Source organism: Dyella lutea (genome assembly GCF_024158035.1).
GTDB lineage: Bacteria > Pseudomonadota > Gammaproteobacteria > Xanthomonadales > Rhodanobacteraceae > Dyella_A > Dyella_A lutea.
Window position 1 is genome coordinate 171,809 of record NZ_JAMZEK010000001.1, and the last position, 22,134, is coordinate 193,942.

General features: G+C 68.4%; 18 protein-coding genes. 8 read left to right on the plus strand and 10 right to left on the minus strand.

All coding sequences use genetic code 11. The annotated features are described in order from the left end of the window. Window positions 1–11 precede the first annotated feature (11 nt). The 7 genes from NC595_RS00825 to NC595_RS00855 all read right to left on the minus strand — a co-directional run bounded on the left by NC595_RS00825 (window position 12) and on the right by NC595_RS00855 (window position 10,355). Complete coding sequence (locus tag NC595_RS00825) at window positions 12–1,886, minus strand: MFS transporter (RefSeq protein WP_253564234.1); 1,875 nt, start codon at window positions 1,884–1,886, stop codon at window positions 12–14. 68 nt (window positions 1,887–1,954) lie between these two features. Next, a complete protein-coding gene (gene purD / locus NC595_RS00830; protein ID WP_253564235.1) occupies window positions 1,955–3,238 on the minus strand; it encodes a phosphoribosylamine--glycine ligase in 1,284 nt (427 codons plus the stop codon). A 78-nt stretch (window positions 3,239–3,316) separates the two neighbouring features. Continuing rightward, complete coding sequence (locus tag NC595_RS00835) at window positions 3,317–4,690, minus strand: AMP-binding protein (protein WP_253564236.1); 1,374 nt, start codon at window positions 4,688–4,690, stop codon at window positions 3,317–3,319. Window positions 4,691–4,842: 152 nt separating this feature from the next. After that, entirely contained in the window at window positions 4,843–5,415 is a 573-nt protein-coding gene (tsaC, locus tag NC595_RS00840) for an L-threonylcarbamoyladenylate synthase type 1 TsaC (RefSeq protein ID WP_253564237.1), read from the minus strand. 5 nt (window positions 5,416–5,420) lie between these two features. After that, window positions 5,421–7,904, minus strand: coding sequence for a DNA topoisomerase I (locus NC595_RS00845; RefSeq protein ID WP_253564238.1), 2,484 nt, complete (start codon window positions 7,902–7,904; stop codon window positions 5,421–5,423). Window positions 7,905–8,026: 122 nt separating this feature from the next. Further along, window positions 8,027–9,148, minus strand: coding sequence for a DNA-processing protein DprA (gene dprA / locus NC595_RS00850; protein WP_253564239.1), 1,122 nt, complete (start codon window positions 9,146–9,148; stop codon window positions 8,027–8,029). Between the two features lie 91 nt (window positions 9,149–9,239). Beyond that, entirely contained in the window at window positions 9,240–10,355 is a 1,116-nt protein-coding gene (locus NC595_RS00855) for a LysM peptidoglycan-binding domain-containing protein (protein WP_253564240.1), read from the minus strand. Between the two features lie 187 nt (window positions 10,356–10,542). Here NC595_RS00855 and def point away from each other — a divergent pair, with 187 nt between their 5' ends. The 6 genes from def to NC595_RS00885 all read left to right on the plus strand — a co-directional run bounded on the left by def (window position 10,543) and on the right by NC595_RS00885 (window position 17,353). Further along, window positions 10,543–11,052, plus strand: coding sequence for a peptide deformylase (gene def / locus NC595_RS00860; RefSeq protein WP_253564241.1), 510 nt, complete (start codon window positions 10,543–10,545; stop codon window positions 11,050–11,052). Continuing rightward, window positions 11,049–11,993 carry a methionyl-tRNA formyltransferase gene (gene fmt, locus NC595_RS00865; protein WP_253564242.1) on the plus strand — a complete coding sequence of 315 codons (945 nt, stop codon included), beginning with the start codon at window positions 11,049–11,051 and terminating at the stop codon, window positions 11,991–11,993. Before def ends, fmt begins: the two co-directional genes overlap by 4 nt. Then, entirely contained in the window at window positions 11,990–13,297 is a 1,308-nt protein-coding gene (gene rsmB / locus NC595_RS00870; RefSeq protein WP_253564243.1) for a 16S rRNA (cytosine(967)-C(5))-methyltransferase RsmB, read from the plus strand. Before fmt ends, rsmB begins: the two co-directional genes overlap by 4 nt. Window positions 13,298–13,370: 73 nt before the next feature. Then, the gene (locus NC595_RS00875) at window positions 13,371–15,095 is read left to right on the plus strand and encodes an ArnT family glycosyltransferase (RefSeq protein WP_253564244.1); all 1,725 of its coding nucleotides are present in this window, start codon (window positions 13,371–13,373) and stop codon (window positions 15,093–15,095) included. Further along, entirely contained in the window at window positions 15,073–16,422 is a 1,350-nt protein-coding gene (locus tag NC595_RS00880) for an O-antigen ligase family protein (RefSeq protein WP_253564245.1), read from the plus strand. Before NC595_RS00875 ends, NC595_RS00880 begins: the two co-directional genes overlap by 23 nt. Further along, window positions 16,355–17,353: a glycosyltransferase family 2 protein gene (locus tag NC595_RS00885; RefSeq protein WP_253564246.1), complete on the plus strand. Its 999-nt coding sequence runs from the start codon at window positions 16,355–16,357 to the stop codon at window positions 17,351–17,353. The genes NC595_RS00880 and NC595_RS00885 overlap by 68 nt, the downstream gene beginning before the upstream one ends. Here the strand turns inward: NC595_RS00885 and NC595_RS00890 are convergent. From NC595_RS00890 to NC595_RS00900, 3 genes are read right to left on the minus strand one after another with little or no spacing between them, the layout of a single operon-like run. After that, window positions 17,289–18,143 (minus strand): glycosyltransferase family 2 protein, encoded by an 855-nt coding sequence (locus NC595_RS00890; protein ID WP_253564247.1) that lies wholly within the window; start codon window positions 18,141–18,143, stop codon window positions 17,289–17,291. The two genes, NC595_RS00885 and NC595_RS00890, sit on opposite strands and share 65 nt — an antisense overlap. Next, entirely contained in the window at window positions 18,143–19,090 is a 948-nt protein-coding gene (locus NC595_RS00895) for a glycosyltransferase family 2 protein (protein ID WP_253564248.1), read from the minus strand. Before NC595_RS00895 ends, NC595_RS00890 begins: the two co-directional genes overlap by 1 nt. Further along, window positions 19,087–20,037, minus strand: coding sequence for a UDP-glucuronic acid decarboxylase family protein (locus NC595_RS00900; RefSeq protein ID WP_253564249.1), 951 nt, complete (start codon window positions 20,035–20,037; stop codon window positions 19,087–19,089). Before NC595_RS00900 ends, NC595_RS00895 begins: the two co-directional genes overlap by 4 nt. A gap of 155 nt (window positions 20,038–20,192) precedes the next feature. Between NC595_RS00900 and NC595_RS00905 the strand changes: the two genes are divergently transcribed. Further along, entirely contained in the window at window positions 20,193–21,008 is an 816-nt protein-coding gene (locus tag NC595_RS00905; protein ID WP_253564250.1) for a glycosyltransferase family 2 protein, read from the plus strand. Between the two features lie 70 nt (window positions 21,009–21,078). Beyond that, window positions 21,079–22,113, plus strand: coding sequence for a CDP-glycerol glycerophosphotransferase family protein (locus NC595_RS00910; RefSeq protein ID WP_253564251.1), 1,035 nt, complete (start codon window positions 21,079–21,081; stop codon window positions 22,111–22,113). Window positions 22,114–22,134: the final 21 nt, after the last annotated feature.

Below are 22,134 nucleotides of genomic sequence, written 5' to 3' on the forward strand. Positions count from 1 at the left end.
GGACGTCGCGCTCAGGCCATGTCCCCGCGCAGCTCCCGCACACGCTCCTCCAGCGCCGCGGCATCGACATGCTCCGGCGCCCGGGACGCATCGACCACCAGTTCGACCCGCGCCCGGAACCGGCGTGGCAGGCGGGAACGCCCCATCATCGAATCGCGACGGCTCCAGACACTGCCCCACAAGCCGCGCAGCGCCATCGGCACCACCGGCACCGGGCGGCGCGCCAGGATCTTCTCCACTCCGGGACGGAACGGTGCGACCGCACCGTCGCGGGTCAATCCGCCCTCGGGGAAGATGCATACCACTTCACCATCCGCCAGGGCGGCATCGATCGCGTCGTAGGCCGCTTCCAGCACAGCCGGATCCTCCTTCTGGCCGGCGATCGGGATCGCCTTGGCGGTGCGGAACAGCCAGTGCAGCAGCGGCACATGGAAGATCCGGTAGTACATGACGAAGCGCACCGGCCGGCGCACGTTGGCCATCAGCAGCAACGGATCCATGAAGCTGACGTGGTTGCACACCAGCAGCGCCGGCCCTTCGTCGGGCACGTGCTGCATGCCGTCCACGCGCACCCGGTACAGCGTGTTCACCAGCACCCAGGTGACGAAGCGCATGATGAACTCGGGCACCAGGGTGAAGATGTAGGCGGCCACGGCGATGTTGAGCAACGCGGCGGCCAGGAAGATCTGCGCCGCGTCCAGCCCCAGTGCCCCCAGGCCCAGCCCGAAGCCCGCCGCCGAGACGATCAGCAGCGCGTTCATGATGTTGTTGCCGGAGATGATCCGCGACAGCTTCTCGCGCGGCGCACGCGCCTGCACGAAGGCGAACAGCGGCACCACGTAGAGGCCGGCGAACACGCCGATAAGGGTCAGGTCGAGTATCAGCCGCACGCTGCCGGCACTGCGCAGGAAGGCCAGCCAGTTCTGCCCCTGCGCCGTGGCGATGCCATGCCGTGCCAGGTACAGGTCGACGCCGAACACGGTCAGTCCGAACGCGCCCAGCGGTACCAGGCCGATCTCCACCCGCTTGCCGGACATCCGCTCGCACAGCAGCGCACCGATACCGCTGCCGACCGAAAAGAGCGTGAGCACGAGGGTGTAGACCGTCTCGTCGCCGCCCAGCGTCTCGCGCGTGTAGATCGGCAGCTGCGCGATCAGCACGGTGCCGAAGAACCAGAACCAGGAAATGCCGAGCACCGCGTTCCACACGGCGCGGTCGGCGTGGGTGATGCGCAGTACGCGCGCGGTCTCCACGTAGGGATTCCACTGGAACTTCAGGTCCGGCGCCGTGGCCGGCGCCGGCGGAATCGCGCGGCTCGCCAGGTACCCGATCAGGGCGATCGCGATCGTCGCGCCGGAGGCCAGCCACGGCCCGATGCCGGCCACGCGCATCAGCGTGTTGCCGGCGATCATGCCGATCAGCATCGCCAGCTGCGTACCCATCTCGACCAGGCCGTTGCCACCGACCAGTTCGGTGGGCTTGAGCGCCTGCGGCAGGATCGCGTACTTGATCGGCCCGAACACGGTCGAGTGCATGCCCATCATGAACAGCACGACCAGCAGCAGCGCGACGTGGTGGGTGACGAAACCGATCGCCGCCACCGTCATCGCCGCCACCTCGAACAGCTTCACCCAGCGGATGATGCGGGTCTTCTCGAACTTCTCCGCCAGCTGGCCGGCCGAGGCGGAGAACAGGAAGAACGGCAGGATGAACAGGGCCGGCGCGAAGTTGGTGTAGATCGCGGCCTTGTGCTCGTCCAGCCCCATCTGGAAGGCCACCAGCATCAGCAGCGCATTGCGGAATGCGTTGTCGTTGAACGCACCCAGCGCCTGGGTCCAGAAGAACGGCGCGAAGCGCCGGCGGCCGAGCAGGGCGAATTGGCTCATGCAGGTTCCATCCGGGAAATGCCGGCGCCTAGCCTAGCGTGAAAGGCGCCAGGACTCCCGGCGGCCGCTCAGTGCCGGTGCAGGGCGCGATGGGCGATATCGCGACGGCAGAACGCACCGTCCCAGCGGATGCCGGCCACGGCGGCGTAGGCGCGCTCACGGGCGTCGGCGATGTCCCTGCCCAGCGCGCACACGGTCAGCACTCGGCCGCCGGCGGTCACCACACGGCCGTCGGCATCGAGCCGGGTGCCGGCGTGGAACACCTTGGTGTCGGCCACCGGCGGCGCACCCAGCCCCTCGATGGCATCGCCGCTGCGCACCTTGCCCGGGTAGCCGCCAGCCGCCATCACCACGCCGATCGACGGCCGCGGGTCCCACTGCGCCCGGGTGTGGTGCAGCTCGCCGTCCAGGGCGGCGTCGATCAGGTCGACCAGATCCGACTTCAGCCGCATCATGATCGGCTGCGTCTCCGGGTCGCCGAAGCGCACGTTGAACTCGATCACCTTCGGGTTGCCCGCCTTGTCGATCATCAGGCCGGCGTAGAGGAAGCCGATGAACGGCGCGCCCTCGGCGGCCATGCCGCGCAGGGTCGGCTGGATCACCTGCTCGAGGATGCGCTTCTCCACCTCGGGCGTGACCACCGGCGCGGGCGAATACGCGCCCATGCCGCCGGTGTTGGGGCCGAGGTCGTTGTCGTCGCGGCGCTTGTGGTCCTGGCTGGAGGCCATCGGCAGCGCGTGGCTGCCATCGCTCATCACGATGTAGCTGGCTTCCTCACCATCGAGGAATTCCTCGATCACCACCCGCGCCGAGGCATCGCCGAAGGCGTGCGCGCCCAGCATGTCGCGCAGGGCCAGCTCGGCGTCCGCCAGGGTCAGCGCCACCACCACGCCCTTGCCGGCGGCCAGGCCGTCAGCCTTGATCACGATCGGCGCGCCGTGCTCGCGCACGTAGGCCAGCGCACGGTCGAGCTCGGTGAACACCGCGTAGCGGGCGGTCGGGATGTTGTGGCGGAGCAGGAAGTCCTTGGCGAAGGCCTTGGAGCCTTCCAGCTGCGCGGCGATCGCACGCGGCCCGAAGATGCGCAGGCCGGCGGCGCGGAATTTGTCCACCACGCCGGCGACCAGCGGCACCTCGGGACCGACCACGGTCAGCCCGACCTTCTCCGCCTTGGCCAGCGCCAGCAGGCCGGCGATGTCGGTCACCGCCACCTCGGCATTGCGCACGCCGCGCTCGCGGGCGGTACCGGCGTTGCCTGGCGCCACGATCACCTCGTCGACGCGCGGCGACTGCTTGAGCTTCCACGCCAGCGCGTGCTCGCGACCGCCGTTGCCGATGACCAGGACCTTCATGCCGAACTCCGAGATGCTTGGGGGCGCCGTCGGCGCAAACCCACATTGTAGCGGCTGGCCGCCGCCCGATCGGCCGCGTCAGACGCGGCCGGCGAGCAGGGCGAGCAGCGCGGCGCGCGGCAGCTTGCCGGTCTCGTTGCGGGGCAGGGCGTCGACCAGGCGCAGCGGTCGCGGCAGGAACAGCGGATCGATCGCCCCACGCAGGGCATCGAGGATCCGCGCTTCGGTCAGTCCCGGTGCGACCGCAAGCGCGGCGATGCGGCGCACGCCGCCGGCATCGGGCTCGTCCAGCTGCAGCACCACGCCATCGCGCACGCCGGGGATGGCCAGCAGGCGCCGGGTGAGGTCGCCCAGCGAAGCCCGCTTGCCGGCGATCTCCAGCAGGTCGGCATGTCGTCCGCACAGCCGGAATGCCCGCCCCTCCTCGTGCAGGGTGACCAGGTCGGCCAACACCACCGGCGCGGCCAGCTGCGGCGCGTGGATCTGGGTGCCATCGGGCTGCGGATGCAGGGAGACGCCGTCGTAGAGTCGCCACAGCTCCGATGCGGTGGGCTGGCGTGTGGCAAAGACACAGGTCTCGGTCGAGCCGAATACCTCCAGCAGCGGCGCCCCGTAGAGCTGCTCGGCCCGCGTAGCCAGCTCCGGCGGCATCGGCGCGGTCGCCGACAACATCGCCGCCAGCGGCGGCAGCGCCACGCCGGACTCGACCAGTGCACGCAGGTGCACGGGAGTGATCACCAGTACCCGTGGCGCCGGCACGGCGGCGAGCGCGACGGCCACGTCAGCGGGGAAGAACGGGCGACTGCCGCACACCGCCACATCGCCGTGCAACGGCAGCAGCACCGTTGTCTCCATGCCGTACATGTGTTGCGGCGGCACGGTCGCCACCACGTTGAACCGTTCACCGACACGCTCGCGCAACATGCGCAGGTTGCCCGCGTTGCTGGCATGGAAGCTGCGCCAGGTCTTCACGTGCGCGGCCGGGCGGCCGGTGGAACCGGACGTGTAGCCGATCGCCACCACCTGCTCCGCGTCGATCATCGGCGATTCGTCAACCTCCCCGCCGCCGGCCGGTGCCGGGAACAAGGGCAGGCGGTGGTAATTCGGCGGGGTCGGCTCAAGCGGCAGTTCGCCCAGTGCGTAGCAGCCGGGATGATCGGCCATCACCTCGTCGATGGCCCGCGGCGCGCGCGAAGACGGCAGCAGGTTGGCCTGACCACGCAGGACGATGGCGCAGAACGCAACCAGGAAAGCGTAGCGATCCTCACACAAGTTCACGGCCGCCGCCGCCTCGGGCAGCTGGCTGGCGACGTGGCGGACGTCAGCCAGGAACTGGCGTGCATCCACCGGCACGCCGTCCCGCCAGGCCACCGTACGCCATGGTCCGCTCCCGCCCAGCAGGGGAAGCCGCAGCGGCGACGCGCCTGGATTGAGATCGAAAACGGTGGACAAACCCGGTGACTCCAGCGATGAAGGCCCCTATGGCCCGAAAAGGCGCAGCATGCCGGCCACGCCCGAAGCGGACGTGAATGCCATGCAACGCAGCAGCTGCCCGCTCGCCCCGGTCTCCGCACAGCGGATCCGCGAACGCCCCGGCGGGTGGCCTAGGCGCGGATGATAGCGCCGCTGAGCACGTCGCGGATGCCGCTGGGCATCGCATCGCCCCCCACCGGCGCCAGCAGCAGGCCGTCCGGGCCGTCCCCGAAATAGGCCACGACCTCCTGCACCGTCCGCGCAGGCGGCTGATCGTGCGGGTTGGCGCTGGTGGAAACCAGCGCACCGCCGAACGCCCGGCACAGCGTCGCGGCCGGCTCATGTGCCGTGACCCGCACCGCTATGCCTTCGTGGCCGCCACATACCCCCGGCGGCACGGCGGCGGAACGCGGAAACACCCAGGTATGCGGCCCCGGCCAGCTTGCCCGGGCAACCTGCAGACGCTCCTCCGGCACCTGGTCGAGCGCAAGGTAGGGCTCGAGCTGGGCGAAGTCCGCGCCGATCAACAACACGCCTTGCCCAGGCGGCCGCTGCTTGAGCGCAAACACGCGCTCGCACGCCGCCAGGTTCTGCGGATCGCAGCCGAGGCCGAACACCGCCTCGGTGGGGTACGCCAGCACGCCACCTGCCTTCAACAGCGCGGCGGCGCCCTCGATCTCGCTCGCTCCGTAGCGGTGCAGCAAGCCGCTCAGTCCCCGCTCGCCTTGGCGGCGGACTTCTTCGCGGCCGCTTTCTTGGTGGCGGTCTTTTTTGCGGCGGTCTTCCTGGCGGCGGCTTTCTTCGCGGGAGCCTTCTTGGTCGCGGCCTTCTTCGCGGCCGGCGCTTTCTTCTCGGCGGTCTTCTTCGCCGCCGTCTTCTTGGCGAAGCGACCCTTCTTCACCGGCGCGGCCGCCAGCAGCTCCAGGCACTGCGCCTCGGTCAGGTCCTTCGGCTCGGTGTCCTTGGGAATGCGGGCGTTCTTCTCGCCGTCGGTGATGTAGGCGCCGTAGCGGCCGTTGAGCACCTGCACGCCGTTGCCGAAATCGGTGATGACACGGTTGGCCAGCATCTCCAGCTTCTCGGCGACGATCTGCAGGGCCCGCGGCAACTCGATGGTGTACGGGTCGTCCTCGGGCTTGAGCGAGGCATAGGTCGAGCCCTGCTTGACGAACGGGCCGAAGCGGCCGACGCCCACGCTGACCTCGTCGCCGTTCTCCGCCTGGCCCAGCTTGCGCGGCAGCTTGAACAGCTCCAGCGCCTGCTCGAGCGTGATCGTGTGCATGCTCTGGCCGGGGCGCAGTGAGGCGAACTGCAGCTTCTCGTCGGTGTCCTTGTCGCCGATCTGCGCGTACGGCCCGTAGCGGCCCAGCCGCACCGACACCGGCTTGCCGGATTTGGGATCGGCGCCGAGCTCGCGCGCACCGGTAGCCTCGCTGCGGTCGACGGTCTCGGTCTTCTCGTCCACCTGCTGCTTGAACGGCTGCCAGAAACGCTCCATCAGCGGCACCCAGGCCTCCTCGCCGCGACTCACCGCGTCCAGCTCGTCCTCGAGCTTGGCGGTGAAGTCGTAGTCGACGTAACGGGTGAAATGCTGCACCAGGAACTTACCCACCGCGCGACCCACGTCGGTCGGCTTGAAGCGACGGCTGTCCAGCAGCACGTACTCGCGGTTGAGCAGCACCTGGATGATGCTGGCGTAGGTCGAGGGGCGGCCGATGCCGTATTCCTCCAGCGCCTTGACCAGGCTCGCTTCCGAATAGCGCGGCGGCGGCTCGGTGAAATGCTGGTCGGCGAGGATGTCGGCCAGCGCCACCTGCTCGCCCTTGGCCAGCCGCGGCAGGCGACGGCCTTCGTCGTCGTCCTCGGCACTCTTCTGGTCGCGGCCCTCCTCGTACACGGCGAGGAAGCCCGGATCGATCACGGTGGTGCCGGTGGCGCGGAACGCCGCCGGACCGCCGGAAGCATCCGGCAGGGCGAAGTCCACCGACACCGTGTTGAGGGTGGCGTGGATCATCTGGCAGGCGACGGTGCGCTTCCAGATCAGCTCATACAGCTTGCGCTGCTCGTCGTTGAGGAACGAGGCCACCTCGCGCGGTGTGCGCATCGCCGAGGTCGGACGGATCGCCTCGTGGGCCTCCTGCGCGTTCTTGGCCTTGGACTTGTACGCCTGCGGCTGGTCCGGCAGCGCCTTGGCGCCGAAATCGCGGGCGATCAGCTGGCGCAGCTCGACCACCGCGTCCTCGGCCAGCGCCACCGAGTCGGTACGCATGTAGCTGATCAGGCCAACGTTGCCCTCGCTGCCGAGCGACACGCCCTCGTACAGGCCCTGCGCCACCTTCATCGTGCGGCTGGTGGAGAAGCCGAGCTTGCGCGCGGCCTCCTGCTGCAGCGTGGAGGTGGTGAACGGGGGAGCGGGGCGACGCTTGCGTTCCTTCGAACCGACCTCGCTCACCGTCAGGCGGCCATGGGCAGCCTCCTTCAGCGCGGCCCGGGCGGCCATCGCGTCGGCTTCGTTGGTCAGGTCGAACTGTTCGAACTTCTTGCCGTTGAGCTGGGTCAGGCGGGCGCTGAAGTCGGCATCCGGGTGCTTCAGCTGTGCCTCGACGGTCCAGTACTCGCGGGCGACGAAGGCTTCGATCTCCTCCTCGCGCTCGACGATCATGCGCAGCGCCGGGCTTTGCACGCGGCCCGCGGACAGGCCGCGCTGCACCTTGCGCCAAAGCACCGGCGACAGGTTGAAGCCGACCAGGTAGTCCAGCGCGCGGCGCGCCTGCTGCGCGTCGACCATGTCGTGCGACAGCTGCCGCGGCTCGGCCACCGCGGCCTTGATCGCCTTGGGCGTGATCTCGGAGAACACCACCCGGTGCATGCGCTTGCCCTCGACGAGGCCGCGCTCCTTCAGGATCTCGCTGATGTGCCAGCTGATCGCCTCTCCCTCGCGATCCAAGTCGGTCGCGAGGTAGATGTCGTCGGCCGCCTTGGCCGCCTTGGCGATCGCATCGACGTGCTTTTCGTTGCGCTCGATCACCTCGTACTTCATCGCGAAATCGTGCTCGGTGTCGACGGCCCCCTCCTTCGGCTTCAGATCGCGCACATGACCGTAAGAGGCGAGGACCTGGAAGTCCTTGCCGAGGTATTTGTTGATCGTCTTGGCCTTTGCAGGGGACTCGACGATAAGCAGGTTTTTTGCCATGTGGCAGGGATATCCAAAGGGGAATCACCGTCGCCGTGCGACGGACACATATATCTAGTTGAGCCATGCGGCCGCGACGACTGTCAAGCTGAACTGTCGGAAAGTGAGGCGGGACGCCGGATTCAGCGGGCCAGACGCTGGTACCGATTGCCGGGCAGGGCACCGATCCGCCCCTCCAGCTCCAGGAGCAGCAGGCGTGCCGACAGCTCGGAGGCCGGGGTGCCTAGGCGCGCCACCAGCTCGTCCAGCGCGACCGGATCGTGACCCAGGGCCGCCATCAGGGGATCGTCCGCCGCCTCGGTCGCGGTCCCGCCGATCGGAGCATCGGGTGACTCCCCGCCCAGCCGGGCCGCCAGATCGGCACCAAGCGCCCGTGCGGCCGGCCCCAATGCCTCGATCACCTCGCCCGGATCCTCTACCAGGCGGGCACCATCGCGGATCAGCTGGTGGCTGCCGCGCGCCAGGGGATGGTGGATCGATCCGGGCAGGGCGAACACCTCGCGCCCCTGTTCGGCCGCCAGACGCGCGGTGATCAACGAACCCGATCGCAGGCCCGCCTCGACCACCAGGGTGCCCAGAGCCAACCCTGCGATCAGGCGATTGCGGCGGGGAAAATGATCGGCCCGGGCCGGCGTGCCGGGTGGGAATTCGCTGACCAGCGCGCCCCGCTCGACGATGCGGCGGGCGAGCCCTTGGTGCTTGCGCGGATAGACCCGGTCGGCACCGGTACCGACCACTGCCACGGTCGGCAGGCCGGCATCCAGCGCGGCGACATGGGCGGCCCCATCGATGCCATCGGCCATGCCGCTGGTCACCAGCAACCCAGCCTGCCCCAACGAGCGCGCGAAGGCGCGCGCGTTGGCCAGACCGCCGGGACTGGCCTGGCGAGCTCCGACGATGGCGACCTGCGGCAACAGCAGCAGGGAGGCATCGCCCGCCACGAACAGCGCCGCCGGCGGTTGCGGGATGGTCTCCAGAGGCGGTGGAAAATCGGCATCGGTACAGCAGAGCAGCCGGCGACCGGGATGCGCCAGCCAAAGCAGATCCTCGTCCAGTCGCGCCTGGTCCGGACGACGTAGCCAGTCCCGCGCCCCCGCCTCGGCCGGAACGGAGCCCCGGACGATCCGATCGAGCGCGCTCGCGATATCTCCGTCGGCATCGGCCAGACGTGTGCGCAATCCACCGGGCCCCAGCCCCGGGCACCTGAGTGCCAACAGCCAGGCGCGCAATTGATCCTCGTCCATCCGGCAAGTCTAAGTGGCGGACCAAAAGCAGACGGCGCGGCAAAGCCGCGCCGTCGTGTGGTCCTGCACCGCCCCGCCACCGGGCGGTGGCTTATTCGGGCATGCGCAGCGTGTCGCGGTTCTTGACCGGCTTCAGGCTGTCCATGATCAGCGCATAGCTGACCTTGTCGAAGGTGCGGAACACCATCACGTGGCCGGCGAACTCCTCCGGCAGGGTCACCTTCGGCGAAGTACCACGATCCCAGCTGTCGCCCGCGACATCGTCGGCGATCGTCTCACCCGGCTGCCAGACGGCGTAGGTCTGGCCGTTCTCGACACCGTCCTGCTTGCCGATGGACAACGCGACCACCTGCAGCTTGCCATCCGCATCCAGCGCGTCGGCGATGGCGATCACCCGGGCGTTCTGCGGCACGCTCTTGGGCGCGTGCGGGTAGTAGTAGGCATCGTAAGGCTGATCGTCGATCGGCATCACCCGGTCGCCCTTGCGGACCTCCCGCGTGGAGTCGAGCAGCAGCAGGGTGGAAACGTCGCCCGTGCGCAGCGTCTCCGCCGTACCGATCACGGTGACCTCGACACCCAGATCATCGCCGCGGCCGTAGTGACCGTCGTTGCGGAAGTCCTCGGACCAGGGCCCGCGCACCGTGGACACGTCGGCATCGAGCGGATGCGCGACCAGATCGCGGTCATCGCCCTTGCCGTAGCCGCGGAATACATGCGTCGGTCGGACGATGGCCCAGCGTTGCCCGGGCTGGGAATTCAGGTTGCGCACGTAGACGTTCTGCCCCGGCGCACCGGCCAGTCGCGCTTCTTCCAGGCCCACCACGTAGGGAGTGGAATTCAGCTCGTTCGAATTCACTACCCGCATGTCCTTGAGAAACATGCTCAGGTCGGACAGCGGAATGGCCGGAACCGGTTCCTCGCCCGCATGTACACCCGGCTCCAGTTTCAGCGAGGGGCCGTTGATAAAGGACAGGTTGAGGACATCACCCGGGTAGATCAGGTGCGGGTTGTGCACCTGCGGGTTGGCCTGCCAGATCTCCGGCCACAACCAGGGCTTGGACAGGAACTTGGCGGAAATGCCCCACAGGGTGTCACCCCGGTGCACGGTGTAGGTGTCAGGATGACTGGCCCGGAGCTGGGCCCCGGCGGCATAAACGGCAACTGTCACCAGCATGCCTGCCAGCAGTCCGATGGACTTCTTGATCATATGCGGGAATCCCCCTCCCCCGGTGCAGTCGCGAGTGTAACCGAACGGTTAAGCCACGCAACTGGAGCCAGTTGGCAAAACTGTCTGCCTTACGCGGGCTTGCCGACGTACAATGAACCGTATTCTAGATCGCGGCCGGCATGGGTTTTCGCCACTTTGCCCGCAATTCCGGCGACGAGGTGAGCTTATGTCCGTTCTCAACATCATTGAATTCCCCGATCCCCGCCTGCGCGTTCGCGCGGAGCCGGTGACCCGCTTCGACGCCGAGCTGAGGCAGTTCGTCGCCGACATGTTCGAAACCATGTATGCCGCCAACGGCGTCGGCCTGGCCGCGACCCAGGTCGCCGTGAGCCAGCAGGTGCTGGTCGCCGACATGAGCGAGGAACGCAACCAGCCGCTGGCGCTGATCAACCCGGAAATCCTGGAGAAGACCGGCACCCAGGTCTACCAGGAAGGCTGCCTGTCGTTCCCCGGCATCTTCGCCGACGTCACCCGTGCGCTGAAGGTCAAGGTCAAGGCGCACGACGCGGATGGCAAGGAAGTGGTGATGGACATCGAGGGTCCGCTGGCCGTGTGCATCCAGCACGAGATGGACCATCTGGCCGGCAAGGTCTTCGTCGACTACCTCTCGCCGCTGAAGCGCTCAATGCTGCTCAAGCGGATGGAGAAGCAGCGCAAGCAGGCGGCCAGCGCTTGAGCGCAACGACCCCGCTGCGCATCGTCTTCGCCGGCACCCCCGAATTCTCCGTTCCCTGCCTCGCCGCGTGCCGCGCCAGCGACGCCGAGCTTGTGGCCGCGTACACCCAGCCGGACCGGCCGGCCGGACGTGGGCGCAAGCTCACCCCCAGTCCGGTGAAGCAGGCCGCGCTGGAGGCCGGCATCCCGGTCGAACAGCCCGAGTCGTTGAGGGACCCTGCCGCGCGCGAGCGGCTGGCCGCATATGCCCCGGACCTGATGGTGGTGGTCGCCTACGGGCTGATCCTGCCGCGCAAGGTGCTGGCGATCCCGCGCCTGGGTTGCTGGAACGTCCATGCCAGCCTGCTGCCGCGCTGGCGCGGCGCCGCGCCGATCCAGCGCGCGATCCTCGCAGGCGATGCCGAGAGCGGCGTCGACCTGATGCAGATGGAGGCCGGGCTGGATACCGGCCCGGTGCTGCTGGAACGACGCACGCCGATCACCGCTGACGACACCGGCGGCAGCTTGCACGACCGGCTTTCCGCACTCGGCGCCGACGTGCTGGCCGAAGGGCTGCGCCGGGTCATGGCAGGCGAAACCCTGACTGCCACGCCGCAAGCGGAAGCCGGCGTCACCTACGCGCACAAGCTGGACAAGGCCGAGGCACTGCTGGACTTCACCCGGCCCGCGATCGCGCTGGAACGGCAGGTCCGTGCCTTCGATCCCTGGCCGGTCGCCGAGGGCGAGATCGCCGGCGAGCGGGTGCGGGTGTGGGCCGCGCGCGCGATTGAGAACGTACCCAGCGCCGCGCCGGGCACCTTGCTCGCCGCCAGCCGCGACGGCATCGACATCGCCTGCGGCAACGGCGCCCTGCGGGTTACCGCGATCCAGCGCGCCGGCGGCAAGCGCATCAGCGCGGCGGACTACCTCAACGCCCGCGCCGAGCTGCGCGCGCCACGATGAAACCGGACACCCGCGCGCTCGCCGCCGGCGGCCTCGCCGAGATCGCCCTGCGCGGCGCCTCGCTGCGCGAGGTGATGGAGCGCACCGCGCCGCGCCTTACCGATCCACGCGACCGCGCCCTGCTGATGGCCCTGCTCAGCGAGGGTGCCCGCTGGTGGCTTCGCTACGACGCCGCACTGGATGAGCTGCTGGCCAGACCGCTCAAGCGCAAGGAGCCCGCCATCCACGCCCTGCTGGTGCTCGGCCTGGTGCAGCTGGAGGTATTGGAGCTGGAGGACTACGCCGCCGTGGCCGCCACGGTCGAGGCGACCCACGCGCTCAAGCGGCCAGCGCTGGTCGGGCTGGTGAACGCGGTGCTGCGACGCTGGCAGCGCGAGCGCGGCGAGCGCCTCGCCAGGCTGGACGCGCAGCCGGCGACCCGCCACGCCCATCCCGACTGGCTCGCTGCCGCGCTGGCGACCGACTGGCCCGCGCAGGCCGGGGCGGTGATGGCTGCCGACAACCGTGAGCCGCCCCTGATGCTGCGCGCGAACCGCCGCCATGGTGACCGCGGCACACTCGTCGCGGCGCTGCGCGAGGCCGGGCAGGCGGCCGAAGCGCACCCGTGGCTGGCCGACGGCATCGTGCTGCCACACAGCACCGACGTGACCCGTCTGCCCGGATTCGCCGAAGGCGCCTTCGCCGTACAGGACGGCGCCGCCCAGGTCGCCACCGACCTCGTCGATGCCTGCGACGGCCAGCGCGTGCTCGACGCCTGCGCCGCGCCGGGCGGCAAGGCGTGCCACCTGCTCGAGCGCGCGGACGTGGAGCTCACCGCACTGGAGATGGACGAGCACCGCGCCACCCGCATCCGGGAGAACCTGGAGCGCCTGCGGCTGTCGGCGAAGCTGATCGTGGGCGACGCCGGCGATCCCGCCGCATGGTGGGACGGCCGGCCGTTCGACCGCATCCTCATCGACGCGCCGTGTTCCGCCTCGGGCGTGCTGCGCCGCCGCCCCGACGTGCGCCTGCACCGCCGCGAAAGCGACATCGCCGAACTCGGCGTGCAGCAGCGACGCATCCTGCATGCGCTGTGGCCGCTGCTGGCGCCGGGCGGACAGCTGGTGTACGCCACCTGCTCGCTGCTGCGCGCGGAGAACGAAGCCGTGGTTACCGAGTTGCTCGCCGCGCACGCCGATGCCGAGGTCGTGCCGATCGACCTGCCGGTCGGCCGGTGCGCCGCCGTGGGCTGGCAGATCCTGCCAGGCGACGGCGACCTCGACGGCATGTACTACGCCGTGCTGCGCAAACACCCCCGACCCTGATGGCCGGGCACGATTCGCGGACGGGCGGCTATGCTTGCCCGGTTGCCCGTCGCCTGATGGAAGCGTCCCTGCCGTGAAGCCGCCCGTGTCACTCAATCGCGCCCACCCGCTGTGGCTGGGCAACGCCCGTCGCGAACTGCTCTGGTCAGGCCTGTTCGCCCTGTTCGTGCTCGGCATCGGCATCGGCCTGCGCGATCCCTGGCCGTCGGACGAGCCACGTTTCGCCTTGGTCGCCCACTGGATGGTCGAGCACGGCCAGTGGCTGTTCCCGCATCGCGGCCACGAGCTGTACCCGGACAAGCCGCCGGTGTTCATGTGGCTGCAGGCGCTGGCCTACTTCCTTACCCGCAGCTGGCGCATCGCGTTCCTGCTGCCGTCACTGCTCTCGGCGATGGGGGCGCTGGCGCTGGTCTACGACCTGGCACGCCGGCTGTGGAACCACCGCAGTGGCCTGCTCGCCGCGCTGACGCTGCTGGTGACGATCCACTTCACCTATCAGATGCGCAACGCCCAGATCGATCCGCTGCTGCTCGGCTGGATGACCCTGGCCAATTACGGCCTGCTCCGTCACCTGCTGCTCGGGCCGGCATGGCGATGGTTCTGGATCGGCTGCTTCTTCGCCGGCGTCGGTGTCGTGACGAAGGGCGTCGGGGTACTCGCGCTGCTCATGCTGGTGCCGTTCGCCTTCGCGCGCCGCCGGGGCTGGCGGCACGTTGCACGGTTCGACGGGAGCGCCGGGCGCTGGGCGCTGGGAGCGCTCGCCTTCCTGCTGCCGGTACTGGGTTGGGTGGTGCCGATGGTGCTGACCGCTCACGCGGACGGCGATCCGCAGCATGCCGAGTACGTGAAGAACATCCTGTTCGGCCAGACCGTGCACCGTTATGCCGCGCCGCCGGGACACATCCACTCGATCGGCTTCTTCCTCGGCATCATCGCCGCCGACTGGCTGCCGCTCTCGCTGCTGCTGCCGTGGGCGATCCCGCCCTGGTGGCGGCGCCTGAAGCGACGCGACGCGCGTTTCCTGCTGCCGCTGGGCTGGATCGTGCTGATCCTGGTGTTCTTTTCGCTGAGCCCAGGCAAGCGCGACGTCTACATCCTGCCGGCCCTGCCGATCGCCGCGCTGGCGATGGCGCCGATGCTTCCGGCGTTGCTGCGCCGTCCCGGCGTCTGCCGTGCACTGTTCGCGCTGACCGCGGGCCTGGCTGGCGCGCTTGCGCTCGCCGGTGCACTGGCGCTGATCCGGCATCCGTCCTGGTCGGTGAAGATCGAGCACAGCCTGGACCCGCAGATCTGGTGGCTGTTCCTGGCGATGGGTGCGGGCGGACTGCTGATCGCCGCGCTCACGCGCGTGCGGCACGCGCCGCTCGGCTGGGCCGCGTTCGCCGCCCTGCTCTGGAGCGTCTACGGACTGTGGGGATACCCGCTGCTCAATGCCGACCGTTCCGCACTCGGGGTGATGGAGAAAGCGCGCGCGATCGCCGGCCCCGACGCCACGATCGGCCTCGTGGCCTGGAAGGAGCAGAACCTGCTCATGGCCCAGGGTCCGGTGACCGAATTCGGCTTCCTCAAACCATGGCCGCAGCAGTTTTCCGACGCCGTGGCCTGGCTGAAAGCCGATCCGGCCCATCGCTGGCTGTTCAGTCTGGACGCCGCGATGGGGGACTGCGTGCAGAAGGCCAAGGCCACCTATGTCGGTCACGCCAACCGCCGCGAATGGTGGATGTTCCGCGCCGACGCCGTGGTGAACGGCTGCACGCCCGGGGGAGCGGGCAACAATGATGACAGCAGTGAGGACTGAGCCGCCGTCCCGCTCCGGCAACGGACGTCACCGGATCCTGCTCGCCGCGCGCTGGTGCGCCGTGGCGAGCCTGTTCATGGCGCCGGTCAACAAGCCCGGTACCAACGTGGCGCTTGGCCTGTGCATCCTTTTGTCGTTGCTCGGCGCGGACACTGGCCGGCGGTGGCTTGCCTCCTGGCGTCATCCGGTCGTGCGCGGCGCCCTGGTGTGGTGGGGGGTGCTTTTCCTCAGTGCCCTGCATACCTGGTATCTGACATCGAAGCTGCCGCTCGGCGGGTCCTTCGTCTGGGCCTGCTGGTACCCCCTGGCCCTGGGCTCGGTGCTCGATGACCACCGCTGGCGCCGGCGTGCGCTGGTCGCCTTTGCGGCGGCCATGGCGCTGACCGTGCTGATTTCCTGGGGCATGGCCTTCGGCTGGATTCCCCAACGCGCGCTGGTTGCCACCCAGCCGTTCATGCGCAACACCGTGTTCAAGGAATACACCCAGCAGGGACTGGCAACCCTGATCTTCGCGTCGATGGCACTGGCTGCGGCGACGCGCGCACAGTCGAGGACCACGCGCTGGGGCCTGGCACTGGTATCCGTGCTGGCCGTGGCCAACGTCTGCTTCGCACTGGAAAGCCGCACAAGCTACTTGACCCTGTTGCCGGTGGCCGCGTACTGGGCGTGGCGGCTGCTGCTTCGGCGCTGGTCGCCGCTGAAGGCCGGGGCGGCCATGCTCACCCTGGGCGCGGCCACCGCTACCGCGCTTTGGTTCATACCTCTCGTGCGCGATCGCCTGGTGCTGTCCGTCGATCACGAAATCGTCGCATACGAACAGCAACATACGGCGACTTCGTCGGGGATCCGGCTCGAACTCTGGCGCCGTACGCTGCCAATGATCGCCTCTGCCCCCATTCTTGGGCACGGCCTGCACCAATGGGAGCCGCTGTATCGGGATGCGACCCGCGACATGCCCAACCGCCAAGCGTTCATGATGGGGCACCCGCACCAGGAGATGCTGTTGATCGTGGCCGAGCAGGGATGCGCCGGCCTGCTGGTTTATCTGCTGTTACTCGTCGCGCTCGCACGCTACATATCCCGCCTGGATCCGCCGCAACGTGATATCTATGCGAGCGCGCTGCTGGTGTATTTCGTGGCGGGGATGGCGAATTGTCTCTGGGCTGACTTTACCCACCGACACGTATTTATCCTTCTCCTGTCCTGCATTCCGCTGGTAGCGCAGGGAGAATCCACCAAGGCCCCGGATGGCTTGCCTGATGCACGAAAGAACCTACGACAGCGTGACGGTGGTCTGCGTCACGTACCAGAGCCGGGAGCTGGCTGAATCGCTGGCGGAGCGCCTGCGGCCCTTTCCGCAGGTCATCGTCATCGACAACGGCAGCACAGACGGCACGGTAACGGCGCTGCGCCAGTTGCTTCCGCATGCACGCGTGTTGCAGCGGGAGACCAACGGCGGCTTCGGCAAGGCAAACAACGAGGCCATGGCGCAAGTTCGCACGCCCTTCGCCCTGCTGCTCAATCCCGATTGCAGCCTTCCGACCGACTCGATGGAAGTGCTGATGGCCTGTATGGACCGTTACCCCTCGGCGGGGGCGATCGCCCCACAGAGCTGGCGCGCCAGCGGGCACCCCCAGAAGAGTTTCCGGCCCGCCTTTTACGAAAAACTGCCCCGGCAGGCTTACCTACCGCCGGATGGGACCTGCTCCGCTCAGTGGCTCAACGGTTGCTGCCTGCTGGTACGCGCCGGCGCGTTCCAGCAGATCGGAGGCTTCGACGAGCGATTCTTCCTCTATTACGAGGACGATGACCTGTGCCTGCGCCTGAGGCGGGCTGGATATGAATGCCTGATCGAGCCTGCGGCCAGGGCCGTTCATGCGGGCGGGGCATCGTCCTCGCCGAGCGCCTCCCTCAGCCTGTTCAAGGCCTTCCACTACGCGCGCTCCCGCCACCTGGCGATCTGCAGGTACCGGGGTCGCGGCGCGGGCTACCGCTACCTGGCCAAGACGCTGCTGGCCGCCGCACCGCTGTGCCTGGGGTACGCCGCAGTGCTGCAACGCAGGCACGCGATGAAGTGGCTGGCGTGGGGGGCGGCGGCGGCACGCGGATTACTGGAGCCACCACCCGCGAAGCTTGCCGAACAGGAAGCATCGCGCCGCGCCCACACCCTGGCGAAGCGACCGACCGACCCGCTCAGGCGTGGATGGGCGCCCCGGCAGGCGCTCCCGCTGAACGAAGATCAGCCGGCGGAACAGTGAACTCCCGCAGGTGGGTGTCCACGCCCATCTCGCAACGGACCAGGTTCCGTGCGCGCGTGTCCTCCACCACCCTGTCGTTCGGGTTGTCGACGATGCACTTGCGGGTGGGGTGGTAGAGATGGGTAGCGAGTGCGCTGAAGCGCACGTCCCGTCGCGACAGCCCCGCATGGAAAGCACGGATCGCCAGTTCGGTGTCCTCCCGGCCCCAGCCAGTCATCGCCTCATTGAACCCGTTGATGCCCAGCAGGTCGTCGCGCCAGAACCCCATGTTGCAACTCTTGATGCCGCGCTGCTTGTGCCCCGGGCGGGCATACAAACGGGCGACTGGCGGCAACCGCAGCGTGTGGCGGCGCCGCTCGATGCCGCGCTCGAAGAATCCGGGCTGCTCGAGCTCCCCGCTGATCATGCGGCGGGTCAACGCCTCGTCGGTCAGCACGCGCGACCCCTGCACGAAACACCCGGGGCGGGCAAATGCACGATGGTCGGCGATGAAATGTCGCTCCGCGACCATGTCGCCGTCGAGCAGCACCACATAGTCGCCTTGGGCTGCGGCGATGGCGCGATTGCGCGCACGACTCATCCGCGCGCCATCGTCAGGCTGCCACAGATGCACGAGCCGCGTCGGATAGTTGCGGGCCACCCGTTCGAGCAACTGCCGCGTGTCATCGCGCGAGCCGTCGTCGGTCACGATGACCTCGTGGGGCAGCTCGGTCTGCCGCGCCAGCGCGCGCAGCACCAGGCCGAGCGCCTGCGGCCAGTTGTAGGTGATCACCGCGACGCTGATGCGCATCAGCCCAACCCTTTGAACTCCACGGGGAGTTTGCCGCGACGACGCCAGGCTGACCAGAGGATCGAAAGCGATTGCTCGGTGCGACGCAGCCAGCTGCCCCGTCGGAGCCGGACCAGTCCGGCATAGCGGCGGGCCTCGCGCGAGGTCGGTTCAGGCTTGGTCTTGAACTCCTGCTTGGCGAACTCGACGCAGCGCGCGTCCAAGCCGACCGAGCGCGCATAGTGCTCGATCAGGCCGCGCGAGCGGAAGCGGTTGAGGTACTCGTTCGCCGGGGTGCGATTGCTCCACCAGCCGTTGGCGCCATGGATGCGATAGCGCACGGTACCGGTCGGCAGGTAGAACTTGCGTCCGCCCAGGATGCTGGTGCCGAAAACCAGGCAATTGTCGGCGGAAAGACGCCAGGACGAAGAGAGGCCGGCCGGGAGTTCGAGGGTACGCCGAGCCCAGTCGATCCGGAGCGCGATCGCCGAAGTGGGCGCTCCGTACCAATGGGTCAGCATGTAGGTGCTGACTGCGGTGTATCCCAGGTCCACCGCGCGATCCGCATAGCGCATCCGGGCGACCTGCTGGTCGAACAGCTCGACATCGGTGAACACGAAGTCGATGTCCCTGCGCGTATCGAACAGCTCGCCGAGCCGCGCCAGATGCTCCGGGCGCCAGCAGTCGTCGGCATCGAGGAAGCAGACCACGTCGCCGCTGGCCTGGGCGAGACCGCGCCGGAACGCCGCCAGTTGCCCCCCGTTTTCCCCCATCAGTAGCATCACGCGTGGATCCCCGCCATAGCGCTCGACCAGCAGGGCCTGGGAACCGTCGGTGGAGCCATCGTCGACCACGATCAACTGATGCGGCACGCGTGTCTGCGCCAGCACGCCGTCGATTGCTTCGCAGACGAAGGCGCCATAGTTGTAGTTCGTGACGATGACCGAGAAACGCACCGGCGCAGTCATGCGGCATGCCCCTCGGCAAATAGCCGGCGAAAGTACGCGATCGTCTCCTTCAGGCCATCCTCCAGCGCCACCCGTGGCTGCCACCCCAGCTCTTCACGGGCCAGCGCGATGTCCGGCTGGCGCTGTCGCGGATCGTCCGCCGGCAGCGGGCGATGGACGATACGGGACGCACCGCCGACCAGGCGCAGCACCAGCTCGGCCAACTCGATCATGGTGAACTCGACCGGATTGCCGATGTTCACCGGCCCGGTGAACCCGCGCCGCGTATCCATCATGCGCAGCATCGCCTCGACCAGATCGTCGACGTAGCAGAAGCTGCGCGTCTGCCTGCCGTCGCCATACAGGGTGATGTCCTCGCCCCTGAGCGCCTGAACGATGAAATTGCTCACCACGCGACCGTCATTGGGGTGCATGCGGGGGCCGTAAGTGTTGAAGATGCGCACCACCTTGATGTCCAGGTCGTGCTGGCGGTGATAGTCGAAGAACAGCGTCTCGGCGCAGCGCTTGCCCTCGTCGTAACAGCTGCGGAAACCGATCGGATTGACCCGTCCCCAGTACTCCTCGCGCTGCGGATGCATTTCCGGATCGCCATATACCTCACTGGTCGAAGCCTGCAGGATGCGCGCCCTCAGCCGCTTGGCCAGCCCCAACATGTTGATCGCGCCATGCACCGAGGTCTTGGTGGTCTGCACCGGATCGTGCTGGTAGTGCACCGGGGAGGCCGGACAGGCGAGATTGAAGATGTGGTCGACCTCCACGTAGAGGGGAAAGGTGACGTCATGGCGCATCAACTCGAAATCCGGCCGCCCCAGGAGGTGGGCGACGTTCTTCTTGGTCCCGGTAAAGAAGTTGTCGACGCAGAGCACGTCATGCCCAGCGGCGAGCAGGCGGTCGCAGAGATGCGAGCCGAGGAAGCCGGCGCCGCCAGTGACGAGGATTCGATTCATTGACACGCCTTGATTGGAGGCCTGCCCTGGCCGAAGCACCCCTGTCGATCATGGAATTCTGTCATGTGTCCAAAGTCATGGAGTTGACCGTGGACACCTGGTGGACATGTCCGATTCAGCGAGGCCATCGTGCTGGCGCCCTGTAGAATCCCGGCATGCGCACCCTCCCCCTGACCCTGGTCGTCATCACCCACAACGAGGGGCACACCATCGCTCGCTGCCTGGACTCGGTCCCGTTCGCCGCGGAAAGACTGGTGGTGGATTCCGGCAGCGACGACGACACGGTCGCGATCGCAAGAGCCCACGGCGCTCGCGTGGTGCAGCAGGAGTGGTTGGGTTTCGGGCCGCAACGCAATTTCGCCACCACGCAGTGCGCGCACGACTGGATCCTCGCGCTGGATGCCGACGAGTCGCTCTCGCCGGAACTGGTGGCGGAGCTGGAGCGCGAGCTGCCCGCCTTGATGGCCAGCGACGCGCCGGCCGCCTGGCTGCGCCGGCGCACCATCTACATGGGCCGGCCGATGCGCTGGTACCGGCCGAACGTGGGCGAGAAACTGGCCCGGCTCTACCATCGCGACCGCGCCCGCTGGACTGACGCGCGCGTGCATGAGTCCCTGCGCTTCGAGGGTCGCGCGCCGACCTTCACCGCGCCGTTCGATCACGCCAACAACCCGACCTTGCCGCACAAGCAGCTCAAGGTGCTGCGCTACGCCGAGCTGAAATGCCGCGACTGGCTGGAGAAGGGCAAGCCGGTGCGGATGTGGCAGGCGCCGTTCGTCTACCTGCTGGCCTTCCTCAAGGACTACGTGTTCCGGCTGGCCATGCTCGACGGCTGGCGCGGTTTCCTGATCGCGCAGACCGCCGCCAGCTATGCGCTGTACAAGCGCATGCGCTACTACGAGATGCGCCAGAACCCCGCCTCGGTGGCCGAGGCCGAGGCGGAGCTGAAGCGCCACGGCATCGACCGCTGAGGCCCACCGGATCGGCAAGCCGGACGCCACGCCTTAAGCTACGCGTCCTGATTCATCGGCCGGACCCGCCATGCCCAAGCATTACCTCCTCTACGGCTCCGAACGCTACGCACTGGCGATCCTGCGCCCGCTGCAGGCGGCGATCCGCGCCCGCGGCGACGAGACGGCCTGGTTCTTCGACGGACCCGGCGCGGAGGATCTGGTCGAGGGCGAGCGCCTGCTGAGCGTGGAAGACGTGCGTCGCTGGAAGCCGATCGCCGTGCTCACCCCGGGCAACCACCTGCCGCACTTTTTCCCGGGCGTGAAGGTCGAGGTGTTCCACGGCTTCGACGCCGGCAAGCCGCGCCATATCTACATCCGCGGCTTCTTCGACCTGTACTGCACCACCGGCCCGCGCGACACCGCACAGTTCCGGGCGCTGGCCGACCAGCTCGGCCACTTCAGCGTCACTGAAACAGGCTGGCCCAAGCTCGACCCATTCATGCGCGGGATCGCCGGCCCGCTGCCGCCGGTGCGCACACCACCGGTGATCCTCTACCACTCCACCTTTTCGCCCTCCTGGAGCGCCGCCGAGACGCTGTACGAGGAGGTGAAGCGGCTGTCGCGCGACGGCCGCTGGCGCTGGATCGTCACCTTCCATCCGAAGATGAACCCGGAAACCCGCGCCAAGTACCAGGCACTGGAGAACGAGCACCTGCGCTTCGCCGAGGACGACAACATCCTGGACCTGTTCGGCCAGGTGGACATGATGTGCTCGGACACTTCGTCCGCGCTCAACGAGTTCCTGCTCACCGGCAAGCCGGTGGTGACGTTCAAGAATCGCCGGCCCGGTCCGCAGCTGATCGACATCGACCGGGCGGAGGATTTCGAGCCGGCGATCGAACGCGCGCTGTCCAGGCCGCCGGAGCTGATGCAGGCGATCCGCGACTATGCCGATGCGATCCACCCCTACCGCGACGGGCGCTCCAGCGAGCGGGTACTGGATGCCATCGACGCCTTCATCGCCCGGGGCGGCCGCAACCGCAAACCGAAGCCGATGAACCTGTGGCGCAAGTTCAAGCTGCGCCGACGCATCGGCTACTGGGGGCCGGCCCGCACCCGCTAAGCGCGGCAGCTAGAATGCGGG

What these genes read in the sequence shown, in the direction of transcription:
- NC595_RS00895 (WP_253564248.1), bottom strand. Translation starts at nt 19,090, where the DNA reads ATGACTGCGCCGGTGCGTTTCTCGGTCATCGTCACGAACTACAACTAT.
- NC595_RS00855 (WP_253564240.1), bottom strand. Translation starts at nt 10,355, where the DNA reads ATGATCAAGAAGTCCATCGGACTGCTGGCAGGCATGCTGGTGACAGTT.
- NC595_RS00905 (WP_253564250.1), top strand. Translation starts at nt 20,193, where the DNA reads ATGCGCACCCTCCCCCTGACCCTGGTCGTCATCACCCACAACGAGGGG.
- NC595_RS00900 (WP_253564249.1), bottom strand. Translation starts at nt 20,037, where the DNA reads ATGAATCGAATCCTCGTCACTGGCGGCGCCGGCTTCCTCGGCTCGCAT.
- NC595_RS00885 (WP_253564246.1), top strand. Translation starts at nt 16,355, where the DNA reads ATGCACGAAAGAACCTACGACAGCGTGACGGTGGTCTGCGTCACGTAC.
- rsmB (WP_253564243.1), top strand. Translation starts at nt 11,990, where the DNA reads ATGAAACCGGACACCCGCGCGCTCGCCGCCGGCGGCCTCGCCGAGATC.
- purD (WP_253564235.1), bottom strand. Translation starts at nt 3,238, where the DNA reads ATGAAGGTCCTGGTCATCGGCAACGGCGGTCGCGAGCACGCGCTGGCG.
- NC595_RS00825 (WP_253564234.1), bottom strand. Translation starts at nt 1,886, where the DNA reads ATGAGCCAATTCGCCCTGCTCGGCCGCCGGCGCTTCGCGCCGTTCTTC.
- NC595_RS00890 (WP_253564247.1), bottom strand. Translation starts at nt 18,143, where the DNA reads ATGCGCATCAGCGTCGCGGTGATCACCTACAACTGGCCGCAGGCGCTC.
- dprA (WP_253564239.1), bottom strand. Translation starts at nt 9,148, where the DNA reads ATGGACGAGGATCAATTGCGCGCCTGGCTGTTGGCACTCAGGTGCCCG.
- NC595_RS00910 (WP_253564251.1), top strand. Translation starts at nt 21,079, where the DNA reads ATGCCCAAGCATTACCTCCTCTACGGCTCCGAACGCTACGCACTGGCG.
- NC595_RS00845 (WP_253564238.1), bottom strand. Translation starts at nt 7,904, where the DNA reads ATGGCAAAAAACCTGCTTATCGTCGAGTCCCCTGCAAAGGCCAAGACG.
- NC595_RS00880 (WP_253564245.1), top strand. Translation starts at nt 15,073, where the DNA reads ATGATGACAGCAGTGAGGACTGAGCCGCCGTCCCGCTCCGGCAACGGA.
- def (WP_253564241.1), top strand. Translation starts at nt 10,543, where the DNA reads ATGTCCGTTCTCAACATCATTGAATTCCCCGATCCCCGCCTGCGCGTT.